This is a genomic window from Haemophilus sp. oral taxon 851 str. F0397 (assembly GCF_000242295.1).
Lineage (GTDB): Bacteria > Pseudomonadota > Gammaproteobacteria > Enterobacterales > Pasteurellaceae > Haemophilus.
Genome location: NZ_JH591082.1, coordinates 42,583 through 64,729 on the forward strand (window position 1 = coordinate 42,583; position 22,147 = coordinate 64,729).

At 39.2% G+C, this 22,147-nt stretch carries 21 protein-coding genes; 9 read left to right on the forward strand and 12 right to left on the reverse strand.

What is annotated here, in order from left to right; all coding sequences use genetic code 11:
* Positions 1 to 116 precede the first annotated feature (116 nt).
* The 11 genes from pckA to HMPREF9096_RS01530 form a co-directional block, all read right to left on the reverse strand.
* Positions 117 to 1,733 carry a phosphoenolpyruvate carboxykinase (ATP) gene (gene pckA, locus HMPREF9096_RS01580; protein WP_009500773.1) on the reverse strand — a complete coding sequence of 539 codons (1,617 nt, stop codon included), beginning with the start codon at positions 1,731 to 1,733 and terminating at the stop codon, positions 117 to 119.
* A gap of 173 nt (positions 1,734 to 1,906) precedes the next feature.
* A complete protein-coding gene (gene hslO / locus HMPREF9096_RS01575; RefSeq protein WP_009500774.1) occupies positions 1,907 to 2,788 on the reverse strand; it encodes an Hsp33 family molecular chaperone HslO in 882 nt (293 codons plus the stop codon).
* Positions 2,789 to 2,944: 156 nt separating this feature from the next.
* Positions 2,945 to 4,318 carry an argininosuccinate lyase gene (gene argH / locus HMPREF9096_RS01570; RefSeq protein ID WP_009500776.1) on the reverse strand — a complete coding sequence of 458 codons (1,374 nt, stop codon included), beginning with the start codon at positions 4,316 to 4,318 and terminating at the stop codon, positions 2,945 to 2,947.
* Positions 4,319 to 4,452: 134 nt separating this feature from the next.
* Positions 4,453 to 5,340, reverse strand: coding sequence for a UTP--glucose-1-phosphate uridylyltransferase GalU (gene galU, locus HMPREF9096_RS01565; RefSeq protein WP_009500777.1), 888 nt, complete (start codon positions 5,338 to 5,340; stop codon positions 4,453 to 4,455).
* A gap of 23 nt (positions 5,341 to 5,363) precedes the next feature.
* Positions 5,364 to 5,555 (reverse strand): carbon storage regulator CsrA, encoded by a 192-nt coding sequence (csrA, locus tag HMPREF9096_RS01560; RefSeq protein WP_005625841.1) that lies wholly within the window; start codon positions 5,553 to 5,555, stop codon positions 5,364 to 5,366.
* Between the two features lie 77 nt (positions 5,556 to 5,632).
* Positions 5,633 to 8,257 carry an alanine--tRNA ligase gene (gene alaS, locus HMPREF9096_RS01555; protein WP_009500778.1) on the reverse strand — a complete coding sequence of 875 codons (2,625 nt, stop codon included), beginning with the start codon at positions 8,255 to 8,257 and terminating at the stop codon, positions 5,633 to 5,635.
* A 187-nt stretch (positions 8,258 to 8,444) separates the two neighbouring features.
* Entirely contained in the window at positions 8,445 to 8,870 is a 426-nt protein-coding gene (gene uspA, locus HMPREF9096_RS01550) for a universal stress protein UspA (RefSeq protein WP_009500779.1), read from the reverse strand.
* A 101-nt stretch (positions 8,871 to 8,971) separates the two neighbouring features.
* Positions 8,972 to 10,264, reverse strand: coding sequence for a Xaa-Pro aminopeptidase (gene pepP, locus HMPREF9096_RS01545; RefSeq protein WP_009500780.1), 1,293 nt, complete (start codon positions 10,262 to 10,264; stop codon positions 8,972 to 8,974).
* 11 nt (positions 10,265 to 10,275) lie between these two features.
* Positions 10,276 to 10,824 carry a YecA family protein gene (locus HMPREF9096_RS01540; protein WP_009500781.1) on the reverse strand — a complete coding sequence of 183 codons (549 nt, stop codon included), beginning with the start codon at positions 10,822 to 10,824 and terminating at the stop codon, positions 10,276 to 10,278.
* 109 nt (positions 10,825 to 10,933) lie between these two features.
* Positions 10,934 to 12,577, reverse strand: a complete 1,644-nt coding sequence (gene groL, locus HMPREF9096_RS01535; RefSeq protein ID WP_009500782.1) for a chaperonin GroEL — start codon at positions 12,575 to 12,577, stop codon at positions 10,934 to 10,936.
* 19 nt (positions 12,578 to 12,596) lie between these two features.
* The gene (locus HMPREF9096_RS01530; RefSeq protein ID WP_005629492.1) at positions 12,597 to 12,887 is read right to left on the reverse strand and encodes a co-chaperone GroES; all 291 of its coding nucleotides are present in this window, start codon (positions 12,885 to 12,887) and stop codon (positions 12,597 to 12,599) included.
* A gap of 168 nt (positions 12,888 to 13,055) precedes the next feature.
* On the opposite strand from HMPREF9096_RS01530, the gene ureA reads away from it, so the two are divergent.
* The 9 genes from ureA to aspA all read left to right on the forward strand — a co-directional run bounded on the left by ureA (position 13,056) and on the right by aspA (position 21,083).
* Positions 13,056 to 13,358 (forward strand): urease subunit gamma, encoded by a 303-nt coding sequence (ureA, locus tag HMPREF9096_RS01525; RefSeq protein ID WP_009500786.1) that lies wholly within the window; start codon positions 13,056 to 13,058, stop codon positions 13,356 to 13,358.
* A gap of 22 nt (positions 13,359 to 13,380) precedes the next feature.
* A complete protein-coding gene (gene ureB / locus HMPREF9096_RS01520) occupies positions 13,381 to 13,686 on the forward strand; it encodes an urease subunit beta (RefSeq protein WP_009500788.1) in 306 nt (101 codons plus the stop codon).
* An 11-nt stretch (positions 13,687 to 13,697) separates the two neighbouring features.
* Positions 13,698 to 15,416, forward strand: a complete 1,719-nt coding sequence (ureC, locus tag HMPREF9096_RS01515; RefSeq protein ID WP_009500789.1) for an urease subunit alpha — start codon at positions 13,698 to 13,700, stop codon at positions 15,414 to 15,416.
* Between the two features lie 199 nt (positions 15,417 to 15,615).
* Positions 15,616 to 16,662 (forward strand): ATP-dependent Clp protease proteolytic subunit, encoded by a 1,047-nt coding sequence (locus tag HMPREF9096_RS01510; RefSeq protein ID WP_156791783.1) that lies wholly within the window; start codon positions 15,616 to 15,618, stop codon positions 16,660 to 16,662.
* Positions 16,663 to 16,684: 22 nt separating this feature from the next.
* Positions 16,685 to 17,233, forward strand: a complete 549-nt coding sequence (ureE, locus tag HMPREF9096_RS01505; protein WP_032803568.1) for an urease accessory protein UreE — start codon at positions 16,685 to 16,687, stop codon at positions 17,231 to 17,233.
* On the forward strand, positions 17,218 to 17,925 hold the full coding sequence (locus HMPREF9096_RS01500; RefSeq protein ID WP_009500792.1) for an urease accessory protein UreF: 708 nt from the start codon (positions 17,218 to 17,220) through the stop codon (positions 17,923 to 17,925). The genes ureE and HMPREF9096_RS01500 overlap by 16 nt, the downstream gene beginning before the upstream one ends.
* A gap of 82 nt (positions 17,926 to 18,007) precedes the next feature.
* Positions 18,008 to 18,643 (forward strand): urease accessory protein UreG, encoded by a 636-nt coding sequence (gene ureG / locus HMPREF9096_RS01495; protein WP_009500793.1) that lies wholly within the window; start codon positions 18,008 to 18,010, stop codon positions 18,641 to 18,643.
* Between the two features lie 53 nt (positions 18,644 to 18,696).
* Positions 18,697 to 19,509 (forward strand): urease accessory protein UreD, encoded by an 813-nt coding sequence (locus HMPREF9096_RS01490; protein WP_009500794.1) that lies wholly within the window; start codon positions 18,697 to 18,699, stop codon positions 19,507 to 19,509.
* A gap of 155 nt (positions 19,510 to 19,664) precedes the next feature.
* A complete protein-coding gene (gene aspA, locus HMPREF9096_RS01485) occupies positions 19,665 to 21,083 on the forward strand; it encodes an aspartate ammonia-lyase (RefSeq protein WP_009500795.1) in 1,419 nt (472 codons plus the stop codon).
* A gap of 87 nt (positions 21,084 to 21,170) precedes the next feature.
* On the opposite strand, the gene tal is transcribed toward aspA, so the two are convergent.
* A complete protein-coding gene (gene tal, locus HMPREF9096_RS01480) occupies positions 21,171 to 22,124 on the reverse strand; it encodes a transaldolase (RefSeq protein ID WP_009500796.1) in 954 nt (317 codons plus the stop codon).
* Between the last annotated feature and the right edge of the window lie 23 nt (positions 22,125 to 22,147).

The following is a 22,147-nucleotide window of genomic DNA, read 5'->3' on the forward strand; positions in this document are numbered from 1 at the left end:
CGGTGATTTTACTGGATTTTTGTAAATTTTTGAATACATTTATCAGCTTGAAAACAGATAAAAAATGACCGCACTTCAGTTACCCAAAGTGCGGTTAATATTTTTAGTATTTTTAATTAAGCTTTAGGACCAGCTACAATTAAAGCTTTGCCTTCTTCGTTAGTTGCATATTTAACAAAGTTTTTCACAAAGCGACCAGCTAAGTCTTCAGCTTTTGATTGCCATTGTGCTTTATCTGCGTAAGTATCACGAGGATCTAAGATTGCAGAATCTACACCTGGTAATGCTTTAGGAATTGCTAAGTTGAAGATTGGCAATTCGCCCATTTCAGCTTTTTCAATTGAGCCATCTAAGATTGCATCAATGATTCCGCGAGTATCTTTGATTGAGATACGTTTGCCTGTACCATTCCAACCAGTATTCACTAAGTAAGCTTCAGCACCTGCTGCTTGCATACGTTTTACTAACACTTCAGCATATTGAGTTGGGTGAAGGGTTAAGAACGCTGCACCGAAACATGCTGAGAAAGTTGGAGTCGGTTCAGTAATACCACGTTCAGTACCTGCTAATTTTGCAGTGAAACCTGATAAGAAGTAGTATTTAGTTTGTTCTGGTGTCAATTTAGATACTGGTGGTAATACGCCAAATGCATCTGCAGTTAAGAAAATAACTTTAGTTGCGTGACCAGCACGAGAAACTGGTTTTACAATGTTATCGATGTGATAAATTGGGTAAGACACGCGAGTATTTTCTGTTTTTGAACCGTCGTCAAAATCAACAGAACCATCTGCACGAACAACTACGTTTTCTAATAATGCGTCGCGACGGATAGCGCGGTAAATATCCGGTTCATTTTCTTCTGAAAGGTGAATGGTTTTTGCATAGCAACCACCTTCAAAGTTAAAGATACCAACATCATCCCAACCGTGTTCATCGTCACCGATTAATTCACGTTTTGGATCGGTTGAAAGGGTTGTTTTACCTGTACCAGATAAGCCGAAGAAGATTGCTACATCGCCATCTTTACCAACGTTAGCTGAGCAGTGCATTGCACCTACACCTTTAAGTGGTAGGAAGTAGTTCATCATTGAGAACATACCTTTTTTCATTTCACCACCGTACCAAGTACCACCGATTAATTGAATACGCTCAGTTAAGTTGAAGGCAACGAAGTTTTCTGAATTTAAACCTTGTTCTTTCCAGTTTGGATTGGTTACTTTAGAACCGTTCATTACAACGAAATCTGGTTCAAAATTTTTGAGTTGTTCTTCAGTTGGGCGAATAAACATGTTTTTCACAAAATGCGCTTGCCATGCAACTTCAGTTACAATACGTACTGCAATACGGTCGTGTTCACTAGCGCCACAGAAACCATCAACTACAAATAAGCGTTTACGAGAGAGTTGGTTAGTTACCAAGTCTTTTAAGCTTTGCCATGTAGCTTGGTTCATTGGTTTGTTGTCATTTTTCGCTGCTTCAGATGTCCACCAAACAGTATCTTTGGTTTTTTCATCTAACACGATATATTTATCTTTTGGTGAACGGCCAGTGAAGATACCAGTATCTACAGCTACTGCACCAGTCGTAGTTAAAGTACCTTTTTCAAAGCCTTCTAAACCTGGATTGGTTTCTTCTTCGAATAATTGCTCGTAGCTTGGATTATAGACAACTTCTTTTACGTCATAAATGCCTAGAGCTTCAAGTTCTTTTACTACTTTGTTTAAGTCTGTCATAAGTCACCTCTAATATTTAAGATTAAAATTTAACTGTTGCCTATTCTAAAGAATGTCAATGCAAAAAAATGTTAACTAGATCTCATTTTTGAAAAATTATAGCTCTTCATTACCTATTTTTAGGTGTATTGATGATGTAGATCAAAAATCCCGACATGGCGTCGGGATTGTTTTTAAAGTTTTGTTGATTTTAATTTTTCAATCGTTTCTTTATTAAAGAAGTAGTGTGTACCACAGCACTCACATTGCATATCAATGCTGCCTTTATGTTCGGCTAGTATTTCATCAATTTCTTCATCGGAGATGAGAAGTAATGCAGAACCAGAACGCTCTGCAGAGCAGCCACAGAAAAATTGTACATCTTGTGCTGGATAAAGATTGACGGTTTCTTCATGATATAAACGATAGAGTAACTCTTCTGCTGGGAGGCCAAATAATTCTTCGTCTTTTACTGTTGCTGCGAGCGTAGTTAAATGCTCAAAATCTTCTGGTGTACCAGAACCATCAGGCATAATTTGTAATAACATACCTGCTGCCACCGGCTTTCCTTCATATTCTCCAGTACGAATAATTAATTGAGTTTGAAGCTGTTCTGAACGTACAAAATAATCTTCTAAGCATTCTGTAATCGTCGGTTTATCCAAGCTAATTACACCTTGATAGCGTTCACCTTCTTTTGGTGCAATAGTAATGACCAATACGCCTTTACCAATCATATTATGTAGGCTCATATTTTCAGTGATGTTCCCATCCACTCGAGCAAGGGCACGGATTTGTTGTTGATCATTGCCATTTACTAATGCTAAGCGTAATGGACCATCGCCTTGAATTTGTACGGTGATATTGCCGTCAAATTTTAGTGTGGCAGTGAGCAAATTAGTCGCCACCATCATTTCACCCAATAAATCCTGTACTGCTTTAGGATAGTGATGGGTATTTAATGTATCAGTAAATGTTTTATTTAAGCGAACCCATTCCCCACGAACCGCACGATTTTGGAAAAGATAACGGTAAAGCTTGTCATTGTCTTGAGTATAGTCTTGTTGATTGGTCATTGATCATTCCTAATTGAAATAAAAAGTGCGGTAGTTTTTCCCGCACTTTTTGTTTTTATCATTTTATTTAAGTGTTGATACTCATAATTGGGGCTATTCAGTGGATTGCAAGGGAGTCTTGTGAAATCCAATTGTGATATGCGCGTTAAAATATGATTAAGCAAATCTTGTTTTGGCTTCTGCAATAGCTTCAGCAACACGCAATGGCGATACACCACCTTTTGCACAACGTTTGTCTAAGCAAGATTGGAGAGAAAGAATCTCGTAAACATCATCTCCTACTACTTCACTAAATTGGCGGAATTCAGGGATAGTAAGATCTTCTAATCCTTTGCCTTTCGCGATTGCATAAACAACCGTTTCACCCACGATATGATGGGAATCTCGGAAAGGTACGCCCTTAGAGACTAAATAATCCGCTAATTCAGTTGCGTTTGAATAGCCTTTTAACGCTGCTTCTCGAGTACGTTCAACATTTACTTTCAATTCATCTAATACGAACGTTGCCATATCTACACAGTTTTGCCAAGTATCTAAGGCATCGAAAATGCCCTCTTTGTCTTCTTGCATATCTTTATTATACGCAAGTGGCAAGCCTTTTAAGGTGATTAATATGCCTGTTAATGAGCCAATCACTCTGCCTGCTTTGCCTCGAATTAACTCACATGCATCAGGATTTTTCTTTTGTGGCATTAATGATGAGCCAGAAGTCACGCGATCGGATAGCTCCACGAAATTTGCCTCTCCGCTGTTAAAGATAATCATATCTTCAGCAAAGCGAGAAAGATGCGCCATACTGAGGGATGCGATGGAAAGTAACTCTACGATATGATCGCGATCAGAGACGCTATCTAAGCTATTTCTAGTAGCGAAAGCAAAACCAAGATCGTGCGCCAGTGAATCACGATCTACAGCATAAGCCGTACCAGCCAGCGCACCACTACCAAGTGGGCAGGTATTCATACGATTATACGCATCTGTTAAACGTGAATAATCTCGGTCGAACATTTCCACATATGCCATACACCAATGGGCAAACGTTATTGGTTGAGCTCGTTGTAAATGGGTATAGCCAGGCATTACCGCTTGTTGTGTATTTTCTGCGGTTTGAACTAAATGGCGTTGCAAATTGCGTACTGATTCTTGTAACTCAACCACACGTTGTTTGCACCATAGTTTTATATCTACTGCCACTTGATCGTTACGGCTACGGCCAGTATGTAATTTTTTACCAAGGTTACCAACTTTATCGATTAGCTTACTTTCAACCCAACTATGAATATCTTCTGCATCATCTTGTAAAATTGCTTGCGGATTTGACCGCACTTCAATAAGTAACTCATTTAGTGCTTGTTCAAGTTGATGCTGTTCTTCGGTAGTTAATACATTCACTTTCACCAAGGCTTTGGACCAACCAATCGAGCCTTGAATATCCTGTTCTGCCAAACGATAATCAAAACGTAACGAGTCATTAAAATCTTTAAAACGTTTATCCGCCGCCTGCGTAAAACGCCCACCCCAAAGTGCCATAATCTTTCCTTTTTATTTTAATTAATTATTCTATTATTATGCATATTTATGCATAAAGCAATGTTCTATATTAATAATAAAACAAAAATGGACAAAATCTTTCATTTTGTCCATTTTCTCTGTATTAGTGCTATTTACAGTGTTTTTGCTAAATTTTTGATAAAGGTTTTGAATTCTTTACCTAATTTTTCGTGACGAATACCGTATTCTACAAAAGCTTCCATATAGCCAATTTTATCACCACAGTCGAATGTTTCACCTGTCATATGGAATGCTTCAACAGTTTCTTTTTCAATGAGCATATCAATCGCATCGGTTAATTGGATTTCATCACCAACACCGATTGGCGTCTTTTCCAACAAGTCCCAAATTGCGGCTGAGAAAACGTAACGACCCACTACAGCAAGGTTTGATGGCGCATCTTCAATAGAGGGTTTTTCAACAATGCTATTAATTTTTGCACTTTCACCGCCATTAAGATCTGCACCACCACAATCTGCAACACCATAGCTACTCACATTTTCTTGTGGAACAGGCGTTACCATAATTTGGCTTGCACCAGTTTCATTAAAGCGTTTAATCATTGCAGAAAGATTTTCTTTTTTCTGGTCTGCACTGAAATCAGCTAACAATACGTCAGGTAATACAACAGCAAATGATTCATTGCCTACAAGTGGGCGACCGCACAGCACAGCGTGTCCAAGTCCTTTTGCATTACCTTGGCGAACATGCATGATAGTTACATCTTTTGGACAGATAGAACGCACTTCTTCTAGAAGTTGACGCTTAACACGTTTTTCTAGCATTGTTTCTAGTTCAAAAGAGGTATCAAAATGGTTTTCGATAGCATTTTTTGATGAATGCGTGACAAGCACAATTTCTTTCATGCCAGCTGCAACACATTCATTTACCACGTATTGAATCAATGGCTTATCAACCAAAGTAAGCATTTCCTTCGGAATTGCCTTCGTGGCAGGCAACATACGTGTACCAAGACCGGCTACAGGAATAATTGCTTTCATAATATAAAATCCATTATTTACGATTATGATGAACTGTCTAATTGTTCATCTTTCATCTGTTTAATTCGTTGGTAAATTTCTTCTCGGTGAACGGATACTTCTTTAGGCGCTTCTACACCGAGTTTAACTTGGTTTCCACGTACACTCAAAATCGTGATAGAAATATCATTTCCAATAAGTACACTTTCGCCAACTTTACGAGTTAAGATTAACATCTTTTATCTCCTTAGTTTGCATTTATTAGATATCCCTATCAATCAAGGAAGGTTGGCATCCCACCAACCGGCTTGTACTACAGATTTTCGTTTAACCAGTCCTGCGCCACTTTAACTGCTTGTGCTACACTTTCTGGTTGGGAGCCTCCTGCCATTGCCATATCCGGACGACCACCGCCTTTACCCCCGACCTGTTGAGCCATTAAATTAACGAGTTCTCCAGCTTTTACTTTGGTAGTTAAATCGTTTGTTACACCAACGACAAGGTTGACTTTTTCATCTAAGATCGATGCGAATGCGATTACGCCTGAGCCGAGCTGATTTTTTAAATCATCGACCATCACACGTAATGATTTTGTTTCTATGCCGTCTAATTGTTGTGCGATAACAGAAACACCATTGATTTTCACCGCACTTTTTACAAAATCAGAACCAGCCTGCATTGCGGCTTTCTCTTTTAGACCTTGCAATTCTTTTTCCACTTTCTTCGCTTTGTCTTGAAGTTGTTGGATTTTTTCTACTAAGGTATTTACGTCTGATTTGAATAAGTCTGCGCTTTGGGTCAGAATACGTTGTTGATTATGTAACCACTCAATTGCATTTTCACCAGTTACAGCTTCAATACGACGAACGCCTGCAGCCACCGCGCTTTCAGTAATAATTTTAAATAGACCAATATCCCCAGTGCGTTTTGCGTGAATACCACCACAAAGCTCAATTGAGAAATCGCCCATGGTTAATACGCGAACATTATCACCATATTTCTCGCCAAAGAGTGCCATTGCCCCTTTAGCTTTTGCTGAATCAATGTCCATAATATCCGTTTGAACAGGGAAGTTAGCACGGATTTTTTGGTTTACTAATGTTTCAATTTGAGTTAACTGTTCTTTTGTAATTGCTTCTGGTTGAGCAAAGTCAAAACGCAAGGCTTTATCTGAAACAAGTGAGCCTTTTTGTACAACATGTTGACCTAAAACTTGACGTAAGGCTGCGTGCAATAAGTGGGTTGCTGAGTGGTTGAGTGATGTGTTGTGGCGACGTTCAGCATCCACAATAGCATTCACTGATTGCCCAACTTTCAAACTTCCTTGCGTTAATTCTCCAATGTGTCCAAATACTTGCCCATATTTTTGGGTATCTTTAACATTAAAAGTCACGCCTTGTGCGCTTAAATATCCGCTATCGCCAATCTGACCACCTGATTCTGCATAAAACGGCGTATTTTCTAAAATAACGACCGCACTTTGACCCGCTTCGATACTTTCTACTGACTTACCATCATAGAAAAGTGAGGTGATTTTTGCTTGAGATTCGACTTCAGTATAGCCTTCAAACTGAGTTTCACCATCTACGCGAATAATGCTGTTGTAGTCCACACCAAACTGGCTCGCAGCTTGAGCACGGGTACGTTGTGCTTCCATTTCACGGTCAAACGCTTGTTCATCAATAGTGATATTGCGCTCACGACATACATCAGCCGTTAAATCCAATGGGAAACCATAAGTATCATAAAGTTTGAATGCAACTTCACCTGAAAGAACGCCATCTTTCACTTGAGCTAGGGCTTCATCTAATAAGCTCAACCCACGTTCTAGAGTGCGAGCAAATTGTTCTTCTTCTAAACGTAATAATTTTTCAACATTTGCTTGTTTTGCTTTTAGGTCTTTGCCCGCCTCTGCCATGACTTCAATTAGAGTTGGTACGAGTTTATAGAAAAAGGCTTCTTTGGCACCTAATAAGTGACCGTGACGAACTGCGCGGCGAATAATACGACGTAACACATAACCACGGCCTTCGTTTGATGGAATAACGCCATCTGCGATTAAATATGCACAGGAACGAATATGGTCAGCAATAACACGCAATGATTTATTACTTAAATCTTTTGTACCTACAACTTCAGCCGTTTTTGCGATTAATGTTTTGAAAATATCAATCTCGTAGTTTGAGTTCACATGTTGCAATACAGCAGAAATACGCTCTAATCCCATACCTGTGTCAACTGATGGTCGTGGTAATTTTTCCATTGTGCCATCGGCTAAACGGTTGAATTGCATGAACACAACGTTCCAGATTTCAATATAACGGTCGCCATCTTCTTCTGGTGAGCCTGGAGGACCGCCCCAAATATGATCACCGTGATCGTAGAAAATTTCAGTACAAGGACCACAAGGACCTGTATCGCCCATTGCCCAGAAGTTGTCTGATGCGTAAGGTGCGCCTTTATTGTCACCAATGCGAATAATGCGTTCAGCGGGAACACCGACTTCTTTATTCCAGATGTTGTAGGCTTCGTCATCAGTTTCATACACGGTTACCCATAGTTTTTCTTTAGGTAAACCAAGCCATTGTGGAGAAGTTAAATATTCCCAAGCAAAATTAATGGCATCGTGTTTAAAGTAATCACCAAAACTGAAGTTACCAAGCATTTCAAAGAAAGTATGATGACGCGCGGTATAACCAACATTTTCTAAGTCGTTGTGTTTACCACCAGCACGTACGCAACGTTGCGCGGTGGTGGCTCTAGAATAAGGGCGTTTATCCATTCCAAGGAATACATCCTTAAATTGGTTCATCCCAGCATTCGTGAAAAGCAAAGTCGGATCATTTTCCGGCACAAGTGAGCTACTCTCAACTACTTGGTGGCCTTTGCTATGGAAAAAATCAAGGAATGATTGTCTTATTTCTGCTGTTGTTTTCATTAAAAAGAATCCTTGTTACCCATAATAAAAATAAAAACTAAACCGTACTATTTTTGCATATTTTTGAAATTTATAAAAAGGCTTTTTGCCAAAACCCCAAAATAAAACCGCACTTCACGACGCTATTTGAGAAGTGCGGTTAAAATTTAAGTTATTTCAGATTATTCAAAAAACAATTTCTTGTTAATTATTCATCTATAAGCGGAACAACCAACATATCAATTTTAATCGTATTCATCACTTGACGTGTTGAAGACATTAACTTACTCCAAAAGTCTTGGTGATGTCCCGTCACTAATAAATCTACATCATATTGTTCGATGGCATCACTTAGAACTTGTCCTAAATCACCACTGCCACTCAATTTTTCTGAAATTGGATAGTCGGCACTTTCAGCTAAATCTAATAGGGCTTTTTGTGTTTCCGTGGAAATTCTGTCCTGCATTGAAGACATATTCACATCAATCAATCCAGTGTAAAGATCCGAGAAGTTCACATCAACGTGGATGATAGAAAGTTTTGCTTCGTGGCGTTTTGCAACCCCAACCGCTTTTTTAAGTAAAACTGGACTCTCTTCAGAAAGATCTACTGCCACTAAAACGTGTTTGTACATAATCGACTCCTTAACTGATTGGTTCGGCTTTTAACTGGCTCTAATGCTAACATTTTGAGCAATGAAAAACTGTGTACTAGATCACAATTTAAACATTTTTATTAAAAATTCATTAAATTTTCAATGTCTGCAATTTCTTTAGGGGCAGCTGCGGTTAGGATTTTATTACCATATTCAGTCATGAGCAAATTGTCCTCAATGCGCACGCCAATGCCTTTGTATTGCTCGGACACATCAGCATCTTCTGAAATATAAATACCAGGTTCAACGGTAATCACCATACCGATTTCGAGTATCCGTTGCTTATCTTGGCCATAGCTACCTACATCATGAACATCTAAACCTAGCCAGTGCCCTAATCCATGCATATAAAATTGTCGATAAGCTTGTTGTTCAATGAGTGTATCGACATCTCCTTTCAAGATACCTAAATCCACTAATCCTTGGGTTTTAATACGAATAACTTCATCATTGGCTTGCTTAATGGAATTGCCAGGTACAAGTAATTCAATCGCACGTTTTTGTGCTTTTAAAACTAACTCGTAAATTTCACGTTGAGGCTGGCTAAATTTTCCATTTACAGGAAAAGTGCGGGTAATATCGCCTGCATACATGGCAAACTCACAGCCGGCGTCAATAAGCACTAAATCCCCATCATTTAATGGGCGATCATTTTCTGTATAGTGCAAAATACAGGCGTTATTTCCTCCTGCAACAATAGAATTGTAAGAAGGAAATCTTGCGCAATGGCGATTAAATTCATGCAAAATATCGCTTTCAATTTCATATTCAAAGCGATTTGGGCGTGTCGTTTGCATCGCTTTAATATGCCCAAGTGCCGTAATTTGTCCCGCTTGTTGCATTAATCGGATTTCATTAGGCGATTTTATAAGGCGCATTTCGCTGAGCATTGGTCGCCAATCTAAAATCTCGTTAAAATTCACCGCACTTTCTGCCACTAATTTATCACCCCAAGTATGAATTTCTGGCACATAGTAAAGTGCGGTCAAATTTTTCAGTATTTTTGGCAGTACGATAGCGAACTCTTCAATAGAATAGGCTTCATTTACATTAAGTTGTTGTGGTGCATGCTCAACACCTAATCGGCGACCATTCCAGGTTTCAAGTAAGGGATCACGTGGACGAAGAAAAATAATGGCTTTTTCTGCTTGTTCTGTTTTTAGTAATAACAGCGCAGCATTCGGTTCATTAAAGCCTGTTAAATACCAAAAATAGCTATCTTGACGGAAAGGATAGGTACAATCATTATTACGGCGTTTTTCGATTTCAGAAAAAAGCAATAATGCTGAATTAGGTTGTATTTGAGTGAATACTCGTGTGCGGCGTTCCCCAAATTCTTCTTTAGGCAATTCAGCCATATAAGCCAATTCCATTCGAGATCTCCTTAATGTAATACAGGTTTGCTCTCAATTTCTCCTTCGTTGAAATGAGAATAGAACAACATAGCAATGGTGCGGACATATTCAATGATTTCTTCTAGTGCTTCCGCTAGTTCTTCTTCGTTATCGTCTTCATCATAACCAAGTTGGCAAATATCTTGTAAATCATCTACTGCTTCGCCAATTTCGCCTTTTTCTTTTGCTAATTCAGGTTGAGCTAAGCCAAGACCAAGTAAGAATTGGTTTGCCCAGTCAGATAAGCTATCCGCTTGTGCAAAGACATTTTCATCTTCGGTTAAACCAAGTTCAAAGGTAAATCCTTCAACATCTGATAAGGTTTGACTAATTTGTTCATAAAGTTCTGTAACGGGTTGAACTAATGCTGTTGGGTAAGCGTGATTATCATTGCTGAATTGATATAAGAGCAGTAGCCAACTTTGATCTTTTAAGCCACCACAAAGTAAACCACTTAAAAAACCGTGTAGTTCTGTTGCATTAAAGCCGATTCCAGCAGATTTAAGTTGTTGGTTAAGGTCAGAATGAGAAATGAGCATAATAGATGTCCTGAGTAAATTTGAAATTAGTGTAAACCTTTGTAAATAAAAAAGCGATCGCTTTTCCTTGTGGAAAAACGACCGCACTTTTTACCTGATGATGAGCGAATTACATCATTCCGCCCATGCCACCCATACCGCCCATGCCTGCGCCTAGGTCAGCTTTTTCATCTTTTGGAAGCTCGGTTACCATACATTCAGTGGTAATCATTAAGCCTGCTACAGATGCTGCGAATTGTAATGCAGAACGAGTTACTTTCGTTGGATCTAAGATACCCATTTCGATCATATCGCCGTACTGTTCAGTACCCGCGTTATAACCAAAGTTTCCTTCGCCATTTTTAACCGCACTTGCCACAACAGATGCTTCTTCACCTGCGTTAGTGACGATTTGACGTAAAGGTGCTTCCATCGCACGTAATGCAAGTTTGATACCCACATTTTGTTCTTCGTTGTCACCTTTTAGGCTTGCTGCTACTTTCGCTGCTGCGCGAACTAATGCAACACCACCACCCGCAACGATACCTTCTTCAACCGCGGCACGAGTTGCGTGTAACGCATCATCCACACGATCTTTTTTCTCTTTCATTTCAACTTCAGTTGCTGCACCGACTTTGATTACTGCCACACCGCCAGCTAATTTAGCCACGCGCTCTTGAAGTTTTTCTTTATCGTAGTCAGAAGTTGATTCTTCAATTTGTTGACGAATTTGAGCAACGCGACCTTTGATTTGAGCTTCATCACCAATACCATCAATAATGGTTGTGTTATCTTTATTGATAACAACACGTTTTGCTTGACCAAGATCTTCAAGTGTCGCTTTTTCTAATTCCATACCGATTTCTTCAGAAATCACAGTACCTGCAGTTAAGATCGCAATATCTTGTAACATCGCTTTACGACGATCACCAAAACCTGGCGCTTTCACTGCTGCAACTTTTACGATACCGCGCATAGTGTTCACCACTAAGGTTGCAAGTGCTTCGCCTTCCACATCTTCAGCGATGATTAATAACGGTTTACCTGCTTTCGCAACACCTTCTAACACTGGAAGTAATTCACGGATGTTAGAGATTTTTTTATCAACAAGAAGAAGATATGGATTATCTAATTCAACCGTTGCAGTTTCTGGTTTGTTGATGAAATATGGAGAAAGGTAACCACGATCGAATTGCATCCCTTCAACCACATCTAATTCATCTTCAAGCCCCGTACCATCTTCAACGGTAATCACGCCTTCTTTACCCACTTTTTCCATCGCTTGTGAGATTAATTGACCCACAATGTTGTCAGAGTTTGCAGAAATAGTCCCGACTTGTTCAATTTCTTTTGCTGTTTCACAAGGTTTAGATAAATTTTTAAGCTCAGAAACAACCGCACTTACTGCTTTATCGATACCACGTTTTAAATCCATTGGATTCATGCCTGCCGCTACTGCTTTCAAGCCTTCATTTACGATAGCTTGCGCAAGTACAGTTGCCGTGGTTGTACCGTCGCCTGCAGCATCATTGGCTTTAGATGCCACTTCTTTCACCATTTGTGCACCCATGTTTTCGAATTTATCTTCTAATTCGATTTCACGAGCAACAGACACACCGTCTTTAGTGATAGTTGGGGCGCCAAATGATTTATCTAAAATTACATTACGACCTTTCGGGCCAAGGGTTACTTTTACTGCATCGGCTAATACATTCACGCCTTTAAGCATTTTTACGCGTGCGTCATTACCAAATTTTACGTCTTTTGCTGCCATTTTCTTTTCCCTTATCTAATTATTCTACAATTGCTAAGATATCGTTTTCAGAAATGATTAATACTTCTTCACCATCGATTTTTTCGCTTTTCACGCCGTAACCGTCGTTGAAAATTACGGTATCGCCAACTTTCACATCTAATGGTTGAACGGTGCCATTTTCTAAAATACGACCTTTACCCACTGCTAATACTTTCGCACGGGTTGATTTGGTCGCTGCTGAACCTGTCAATACGATACCGCCAGCTGAACGGGTTTCGACTTCTTCACGTTTAATAATTACACGATCGTGTAAAGGACGAATATTCATGATTAATTTCCTTCTTAAGAATTTGTAAGTGCGGTTTTTATATAAGGAACATTTTTTCGCTTTCAAGGGCTATTCATAAAAAAATTCTGACAAAATGTTTTTCCTATTTGGATTTTTTACGTAAAATTCGCCGCTCTTTGTGCGATAAATAAATGAAGGAATGAAAATATGCACTTAACATCAAGAGAACAAGAAAAGTTAATGCTCTTTTTGGCCGGTGAACTGGCTGCAAAACGTAAAGCGAGAGGCGTTAAATTAAATTATCCAGAAACCATTGCTTATATTGCGAGCCATTTACAAGAGGCTGCAAGAGACGGAATGAGCGTGGCTGAAGTGATGCAATATGGCTCAACACTTTTAACCGTTGATGATGTCATGGAAGGTGTATCAGAAATGGTTCATGAAGTCCAGATTGAAGCAACTTTCCCAGATGGTACAAAACTTGTTACCGTGCATAATCCGATTAGATAAAAAATAGAAGGATTTAAATACTATGATCCCAGGCGAATACCAATTAGCTGAAGGCGATATTATTGCTAATGTTGGCAGAAAAACCGTCACAATCGAAGTAACCAATTCAGGCGACCGTCCAATCCAAGTCGGTTCGCATTACCATTTTTTTGAAACCAATAACGCCCTTAAATTTGACCGCACTTTAGCACGCGGAATGCGTTTAAATGTGCCATCTGGCAATGCGGTGCGTTTTGAACCAGGTGAAGTGAAATCAGTGGAATTAGTTGCTTTTGGTGGTAACCAAATCATTTACGGTTTCCATAATAAAATTGATGGAAAATTATAAGGTAGGGCAGAATGGCATTAACAATTTCAAGAGTGCAATATGTAGCAACTTATGGCCCTACGGTGGGTGATAAAGTCCGTTTAGGCGATACCAATTTATGGGCAACCATTGAACAAGATTTATTAACTAAAGGTGATGAGTGTAAATTTGGTGGCGGTAAAAGCGTTCGCGATGGTATGGCACAAAGTGGTACTGCAACTCGCGATAATCCTAATGTATTGGATTTTGTGATTACCAACGTGATGATTATTGATGCCAAATTAGGCATTATTAAAGCCGATATTGGTATTCGAGATGGTCGTATTGTGGGCATTGGTCAAGCAGGTAACCCAGATACGATGGATAACGTCACGCCAAATATGATTATTGGTGTTAGCACAGAAGTGCATAACGGTGCACATTTAATTGCGACCGCTGGCGGTATTGATACTCACATTCACTTTATTTGTCCGCAACAAGCTCAACATGCCATTGAAAGCGGTGTGACCACCTTAATTGGCGGTGGGACAGGTCCGGCAGATGGTACACACGCAACCACTTGTACCCCAGGTGCATGGTATATGGAACGTATGTTCCAAGCGGCAGAAGCTTTACCTGTCAACGTGGGCTTTTTCGGTAAAGGAAACTGCTCAACTTTAGATCCGCTACGCGAACAAATTGAAGCGGGTGCATTAGGTTTAAAAATCCACGAAGACTGGGGCGCAACGCCTGCAGTAATTGATTCTGCTTTAAAAGTGGCAGATGAAATGGATATTCAAGTGGCAATTCACACCGACACGCTAAATGAAAGTGGCTTCTTAGAAGATACCATGAAAGCAATTGATGGACGTGTGATTCACACCTTTCACACAGAGGGTGCCGGTGGCGGTCATGCGCCAGATATCATTAAGGCGGCGATGTATCCAAACGTATTGCCAGCTTCAACCAACCCGACTCGTCCGTTTACGAAAAACACCATTGATGAACATTTGGATATGTTGATGGTTTGCCATCACTTAGATAAACGCGTGCCAGAAGACGTGGCATTCGCTGATAGCCGTATCCGTCCTGAAACTATTGCAGCAGAAGATATTTTGCATGATATGGGCGTCTTCTCGATAATGAGTTCTGACTCTCAAGCAATGGGACGTATTGGCGAAGTCGTTATTCGTACATGGCAAACTGCAGATAAAATGAAAATGCAACATGGTGAGCTAGGTAATGAAGGAAACGATAACTTCCGTATTAAACGCTATATTGCGAAATACACTATTAACCCAGCGATTGCACACGGAATTGCGGATCATATTGGTTCGTTAGAAGTGGGCAAAATTGCAGATATCGTATTATGGAAACCGATGTTCTTTGGGGTAAAACCAGAAGTGGTGATTAAAAAAGGTTTTATTAGCTATGCAAAAATGGGCGATCCAAATGCCTCTATTCCAACACCGCAACCTGTATTCTACCGTCCAATGTATGGCACACAAGGATTAGCAACGGTACAAACAGCGGTATTCTTTGTTTCACAAGCCGCTGAAAAAGCTGATATTCGTACAAAATTCGGTTTACACAAAGAAACCATTGCCGTAAAAGGCTGCCGCAGCGTGAGCAAAAAAGATCTTGTTCATAATGATGCAACACCAAACATTACTGTTGATGCTGAACGTTATGAAGTGCGAGTGGACGGAGAGTTAATTACCTGTGAACCAGTGGATAAGGTGCCATTGGGACAGCGATATTTTATGTTTTAATATAATCTTCACACACTTTCTATTATTGAGTGTGTGAAGATTCACCTGACTAATTTATATGACTCTCAGAATATGAGCTAAAAGTATTCAGTATTGATAATTTACCAAAAGATTTAATATCTAATATGAGCCTTTACTTAATCTGCTAATGAGAGACACTTATAGCTCTGTAAAAATAATATTTTATATTGGGGAAAATATGAAAAATTGGCTCAAAGAACTATTTCTTTCTTTAACGATTTCTCCGTTGGCTTTTTCAGCTGAAATGCCAGTTCAGGCTTTTCAAGATGGCACGGTTGTAATGGGCATTTATGGAGATATTGAGGGGAATGATGGTCAGCAGTTTATCAATATTATTGAATCATGGAGAGTATCTGGTCACCCTATTCAAATAATAGATCTACATAGTGGTGGGGGGAGTGTAATATCTGGTTATCAAATTGCTGATTATATTATGAGGCACAGAATTCAAACTGTAGTAAGAGGTAACTCAGAATGCGCAAGTTCTTGTTTTAATATTTTTATTGCTGGACAACCTAGAGTGTCGGAACCTAATAGTAAGATTGGTGTTCACAGAATATCATCAGGATCGAATGACACCCATCTAGCACGTTCTCTTTCAATTGATATGAGTGCTTATTACAAATCAATGAGGATTCCTAATAATATTCGATTAGCTATGTTAGAAACTCCACCTGAACGTATGTATTGGCTTACAGCAAAAGACTTAAAAGATGTATCTGATTACCAACTAAATTATTCGGAAGCAGAGAAAGTATTTAGTGATGGAGGGCTAAAAGAATCTAAAAGTATGATTACAAATAATTCTAAGGCTCAATCAAGAAGTTTAAATAGAGAGGCTATCTCATTAATTAGAAATAATAATTTTGCATTAGCTATTTCAAAATTAGAACAAGCTAAAAGCTTAAATCCAGCTGATTCAGAAATTCTAGGTAATTTAGGATATGCTTATTATATGTCTGAGGATCTGAAGAACGCTCAAATTAACTTTACTGCATCTCTGAAAATTACTCCTAAGAGAGGAGCTACCTGGGGAAATTTAGCTGATCTCTTAGCATATACAGGGCAAATTGATTGGTCTGTTCAAGCCTGGATTAACTATTACAATTATTCAAAAAATAAACAAGCTGCACAAGGTCAATTTGATTATGTATTAGAAAATTACCCTAATACAAATAATGCAATAGCTGTTAAGCAAGCAATGGCTCAACTAGGATTGTATTAATTTTAAAACAATGAAGCTCAATATGAAAATAATTAACCCAATTCTCCCCATTATGGATACCATTCTAGGCAATTTAACTAGCCTTCAATCCGAGGGAAGAATTACAAATCAAACCATCGAGCGAGTCGCATTGGAATGGTATGAAAGCGAACGCAACATTCTTCGTAAAACCACAAATACGGGACATGAAGTGGCTTTTCGCTTGTTAAAGGAAGGGCAACGTTTAAAACACGATGATGTAGTGTTTATCAGTAATGAGTTGGTCATTGCGATTGAAATATTGCCCTCTGAAGTGATTGTGCTTTCACCGCAATCTTTACCTGAAATGGCGAGAGCCTGTTATGAAATTGGCAATAAACATTCACCGCTCTTTTTAGATGGCGATGAAGTTACGTTGCCTTACGATAAGCCTATGTTTGAATGGTTAGAGGCGGCAGGGTTTAACCCACAAAAAGCAGAGCGTCGTTTGAGCCAAGCCTTAAGAGCCAATTCAGCGCAAGGACATGGACATTCTCATAGCCATTCACAAGGTTACCATCATCACGGAGACGGCAATTGGCATCAACATTAAATAGAAGTCTTGCTGATTTAGGTGCGTTGCTTCACTTAGTCGATCCTACTTTACCTATTGGTGGCTTTAACCATTCCAATGGTTTAGAAACCTTTGTGCAGCAAGGTGTTGTTTCGACTAAAGCAAGCCTTGAAGAATATGTTCAAACACAGTTATTACAGAACTGGATATGTAATGACGGGGCGTATCTTTCCCTCGCATTTGATGCAATGGCTGAGAATGATTTTGAAAAATTGTGTGAGTTAGAGTATTCGCTTTCTGCAACAAAAATTGCTCGTGAAAGCCGTGAAGGCAGTTTTAAACTCGGCGTGCGATTGTTGAAAATTTTTATCCGCTATGAACAACACCCAATGTTAAGTCAATTTCAACAAGCGATTTTAAATAAAGAAGTGCAAGGCTATTTTCCCATAGTGTTTGCTATGGTGGCCCAAGCAATGGGGCTAACAAAAGCAGATACTCTTTATGCCTTTTACTACAATGCGGCAGTTGGTACCATTACCAATGGCGTGAAACTCATTCCGCTCAGCCAAATGGATGGGCAAGATATTCTGTTTGATTTGCGTAGTGCGCTCTTGCAAGCCGTCGAGTTAAGTCTTGAACCAAATCTTGATTGGCTGGGGGCCGCAACTCTCTCAAATGACATCCGTTCCATGCAGCACGAAGTGCTTTATACGCGACTTTATATGTCGTAAGAACGGTCATTTTTTATTAAATTTTTACATATCGCAGAGGTTATAAGAATGAGCCTCTACGATAATCAACAAAAGGAACATTATGCGTAACTACATTAAAATTGGCGTAGCAGGTCCTGTTGGCGCAGGCAAAACCGCGTTAATTGAAAAACTGACTCGTGAAATAGCAAGCCGTTATAGCGTGACGGTGATCACTAACGATATTTATACCCAAGAAGATGCGGAATTTTTAACTAAAAATAGTTTACTTCCGCCAGATCGCATTATGGGCGTGGAAACGGGCGGTTGTCCACATACGGCGATCCGTGAAGATGCGTCAATGAACTTGGAGGCGGTAGATGAAATGGTGGCACGTTTCCCAGACGTGGAAATTGTGTTCATTGAATCAGGCGGTGATAACCTTTCAGCGACTTTTAGCCCAGATTTGGCAGATGTGACTATTTTCGTGATTGACGTGGCTCAAGGCGAAAAAATCCCTCGTAAAGGTGGGCCAGGTATCACTCGTTCAGATTTGTTAGTGATTAACAAAACAGACCTCGCTCCATTTGTTGGCGCGGATTTAAGCATTATGGAACGTGATGCACGTCGTATGCGTAACGGTCAGCCGTTTATTTTCACTAATTTGATGAAAAAAGAAAATCTTGATGGCGTGATCGGTTGGATCGAAAAATATGCGTTGTTGAAGAATGTGGAAGAACCTAAGGCATTAGTGAGATAAAGAATTATCCCCTTTCCTTTAAATAGGGGAGTTTTTTACGAATTGAAAAAATTATGAATAGTACCCTCAAACTTTCAACCAAACTTTCCTCAAACGGCAAAACTCAACTTGATGAATACTTTGTGACGCCACCTTTTAAAGTAATGACGTTATCTGCTTATGCCGATTCTTGGGAAAATGGACTTAGTGCAATGCAGATGTCTTCTTCGCCAGGTTTATTAGCGGGGGATAGTGTTGATATTCAAATAACTCTCGAAAAATCTACCGCACTTTCTTTAAATACGCAGGCATTTACTCGAGTTCAGGCAATGAATGAGGGAGATTTTGCTGAGCAAAATACATTGATTCAACTTGCTGAGAAAAGTCGTTTATTTTATTTACCTCACCCATTGGTTTTGCATAAGAATTCAGCGCTTAAGCAAAAAACGTTAATTAATATGCAACATGAGAGTACGCTCATTTATGGTGAAATTGTGGCTATTGGGCGAGTGGCAAATGATGAACGTTTTGAATTTCGCCAATTTTCTTCTCATTTAAAAGTTCAGCTTGTGCAAGAAAATGGGAAAGTTAAACCGCTGATGTTGGATTGTATTCAGTGGTTGCCGTCTAAAATGAATTTAACCGCTTTAAGCCAAATGGAAGGTTTTTCACATCAGGGATCCTTGGTTTACATTAACTTACAAAAAACATTTACAGAGATTAAGCAGATAGCGCAACAGCTTCAACAGCAAGAAACAGATAAATCTTTACTCCTTGGTATATCTCAGTTGAATGAAGGCGGGTTGATTGTGCGAGTGTTAGGGCATAGAGCAGAGCAAATTCAGAACCTGTTTGAGAAAATTGGTGAGCAGTTAAAATCTGCATAAGTTTGATAGATAACTGATTTTCCCCTAAAAAAACTAATCCGAAAAATGAAAATATGTCTTGAGAGCATTTCTTGAAAATGTGATCTTGGTCAAGTTTTTTCTCCTTAAAATTTCTATAATGGCGTCAAATTAACTAACCAGAAAAGGTGATTCAAATGACTCAATTTAGAAAAGAAGTAGATTTACTCGGCGAACGTGATGTACCAGCAGATGCGTACTGGGGTATTCATACATTAAGAGCGGTAGAAAATTTCAATATTTCTAACGTAACTATTTCTGATGTGCCTGAGTTTGTTCGTGGCATGGTGATGGTGAAAAAAGCAACGGCTTTAGCCAATGGTGAATTAGGTGCAATTCCAAGTGATATTGCAAAAGCGATTGTAGCAGCTTGTGATGAAATCCTTACTACTGGAAAATGCTTAGATCAATTCCCATCAGACGTATATCAAGGTGGTGCAGGTACGTCTGTCAATATGAATACTAATGAAGTGGTTGCTAACCTTGCGCTTGAAAAAATTGGTCATAAAAAAGGTGAATATAACGTGATTAACCCAATGGATCATGTTAACGCAAGCCAATCAACCAACGATGCGTATCCTACCGGTTTCCGTATTGCAGTGTATAACAGCATCTTAAAATTGATCGATAAAATTCAATATTTACACGACGGTTTTGATAATAAAGCAAAAGAGTTTGCGAACATCTTAAAAATGGGACGTACCCAATTACAAGATGCGGTGCCAATGACTGTTGGCCAAGAATTCAAAGCTTTCGCCGTATTACTTGAAGAAGAAGTGCGTAACTTAAAACGTACTGCAGATTTACTCCTTGAAGTAAACCTTGGTGCGACTGCAATCGGTACTGGTTTAAATACGCCACAAGGCTATACAGAATTAGTTGTAAAACACCTTGCTGAAGTCACAGGATTAGCTTGCGTACCAGCAGAAAACTTAATTGAAGCAACATCTGACTGTGGCGCTTATGTCATGGTTCACGGTGCATTAAAACGTACCGCAGTGAAACTTTCTAAAGTATGTAATGACTTACGTTTACTTTCTTCTGGACCACGTGCTGGTATCAAAGAAATTAACTTACCTGAATTACAAGCTGGTTCTTCTATCATGCCGGCAAAAGTAAACCCAGTTGTTCCAGAAGTGGTGAACCAAGTATGCTTTAAAGTAATTGGTAACGATACAACTGTGACCTTCGCATCTGAAGCAGGTCAATTACAATTAAACGTAATGGAACCCGTGATTGGTCAAGCAATGTTCGAATCTATTGATATCTTAACAAATGCTTGTGTGAACTTACGCGATAAATGCGTGGATGGCATCACTGTAAACAAAGAAATTTGTGAAAACTACGTGTTTAATTCAATCGGTATCGTAACTTACTTAAATCCATTTATCGGTCACCACAACGGCGACTTAGTGGGTAAAATCTGTGCGCAAACAGGTAAAGGCGTACGCGAAGTTGTGTTAGAAAAAGGTTTATTAACAGAAGAACAATTGGATGACATTCTTTCTGTAGAAAACTTAATGAACCCAACTTACAAAGCGAAATTAAATAAATAAGTCTGAATGATTTATTCAGTCCTCGAATAGAAATAACCGCACTTTGATTAATCAAAAGTGCGGTTATTTTTTATATTGAATGATGGATTAAAGTTTTGCTGAAAGCATGGTTTCCAATTTTTCTTGGTCAACAGCAAATTTACGAATACCATCTGCTAATTTTTCTACAGCCATCGCATCGCTGTTATGCTGCCAGTAAAATTCAGCTTCAGTTAATGGTTGAGGTTTCGCTTTTATTTCACCTTTGTACTCTAATTTACGCACAAGTGGAGTTGTGTTTTCTTGTAATTCTTTAAGTAAAGCAGGAGCAATAGTTAAACGGTCACAGCCTGCTAATTCAGTGATTTCGCCTACATTACGGAAACTTGCGCCCATCACCACCGTTTTATAACCATATTCTTTGTAGTAGTTATAAATTTTGGTTACAGAAATTACACCTGGGTCTTCTGCTGGCGCATATTCTTTTTTGTCTGAGTTTGCTTTGTACCAGTCTAAAATACGACCTACAAATGGAGAAATTAGGTAAACGCCTGCTTCTGCACAAGCACGAGCTTGAGCTTCAGAGAATAATAAGGTTAAGTTACAGTTAATGCCTTCTTTTTCAAGGGTTTCTGCAGCTCGGATACCTTGCCATGTTGAAGCAATTTTAATCAAAATACGGTCGTTTGAAATGCCTGCTGCATTATAAAGTGCGATCAATTTACGCGCTTTTTCAACCGTTGCTTGTGTGTTGTAAGAAAGACGCGCATCCACTTCAGTAGAAATACGTCCCGGAACGATTTTTAAAATTTCTAAACCAATATTTACCGCTAATTTATCTTCTGCATCAATAAGTTGCTGTGCTTTATCATTGCTTTGAGCTTTTGCATACGCTACCGCTTCATCAATTAATGGCGCATATTGTGGAAGTGCAGATGCGCTTAGAATTAATGATGGGTTAGTAGTCGCATCTTGTGGTTGATATTTTTTAATCGCGTCGATATCGCCAGTGTCTGCGACCACAACGGTCATTTGACGAAGTGAATCTAATTGAGTTGTCATTTGTATCTCCTATTCGAGTGAAA

Excerpts from the sequence above, each read along its gene's own strand:
- pckA (WP_009500773.1), bottom strand. The coding sequence starts at position 1,733 with ATGACAGACTTAAACAAAGTAGTAAAAGAACTTGAAGCTCTAGGCATT.
- hslO (WP_009500774.1), bottom strand. The coding sequence starts at position 2,788 with ATGACCAATCAACAAGACTATACTCAAGACAATGACAAGCTTTACCGT.
- argH (WP_009500776.1), bottom strand. The coding sequence starts at position 4,318 with ATGGCACTTTGGGGTGGGCGTTTTACGCAGGCGGCGGATAAACGTTTT.
- galU (WP_009500777.1), bottom strand. The coding sequence starts at position 5,340 with ATGAAAGCAATTATTCCTGTAGCCGGTCTTGGTACACGTATGTTGCCT.
- csrA (WP_005625841.1), bottom strand. The coding sequence starts at position 5,555 with ATGTTAATCTTAACTCGTAAAGTTGGCGAAAGTGTACTTATTGGAAAT.
- alaS (WP_009500778.1), bottom strand. The coding sequence starts at position 8,257 with ATGAAAACAACAGCAGAAATAAGACAATCATTCCTTGATTTTTTCCAT.
- uspA (WP_009500779.1), bottom strand. The coding sequence starts at position 8,870 with ATGTACAAACACGTTTTAGTGGCAGTAGATCTTTCTGAAGAGAGTCCA.
- pepP (WP_009500780.1), bottom strand. The coding sequence starts at position 10,264 with ATGGAATTGGCTTATATGGCTGAATTGCCTAAAGAAGAATTTGGGGAA.
- HMPREF9096_RS01540 (WP_009500781.1), bottom strand. The coding sequence starts at position 10,824 with ATGCTCATTTCTCATTCTGACCTTAACCAACAACTTAAATCTGCTGGA.
- groL (WP_009500782.1), bottom strand. The coding sequence starts at position 12,577 with ATGGCAGCAAAAGACGTAAAATTTGGTAATGACGCACGCGTAAAAATG.
- HMPREF9096_RS01530 (WP_005629492.1), bottom strand. The coding sequence starts at position 12,887 with ATGAATATTCGTCCTTTACACGATCGTGTAATTATTAAACGTGAAGAA.
- ureA (WP_009500786.1), top strand. The coding sequence starts at position 13,056 with ATGCACTTAACATCAAGAGAACAAGAAAAGTTAATGCTCTTTTTGGCC.
- ureB (WP_009500788.1), top strand. The coding sequence starts at position 13,381 with ATGATCCCAGGCGAATACCAATTAGCTGAAGGCGATATTATTGCTAAT.
- ureC (WP_009500789.1), top strand. The coding sequence starts at position 13,698 with ATGGCATTAACAATTTCAAGAGTGCAATATGTAGCAACTTATGGCCCT.
- HMPREF9096_RS01510 (WP_156791783.1), top strand. The coding sequence starts at position 15,616 with ATGAAAAATTGGCTCAAAGAACTATTTCTTTCTTTAACGATTTCTCCG.
- ureE (WP_032803568.1), top strand. The coding sequence starts at position 16,685 with ATGAAAATAATTAACCCAATTCTCCCCATTATGGATACCATTCTAGGC.
- ureG (WP_009500793.1), top strand. The coding sequence starts at position 18,008 with ATGCGTAACTACATTAAAATTGGCGTAGCAGGTCCTGTTGGCGCAGGC.
- HMPREF9096_RS01490 (WP_009500794.1), top strand. The coding sequence starts at position 18,697 with ATGAATAGTACCCTCAAACTTTCAACCAAACTTTCCTCAAACGGCAAA.
- aspA (WP_009500795.1), top strand. The coding sequence starts at position 19,665 with ATGACTCAATTTAGAAAAGAAGTAGATTTACTCGGCGAACGTGATGTA.
- tal (WP_009500796.1), bottom strand. The coding sequence starts at position 22,124 with ATGACAACTCAATTAGATTCACTTCGTCAAATGACCGTTGTGGTCGCA.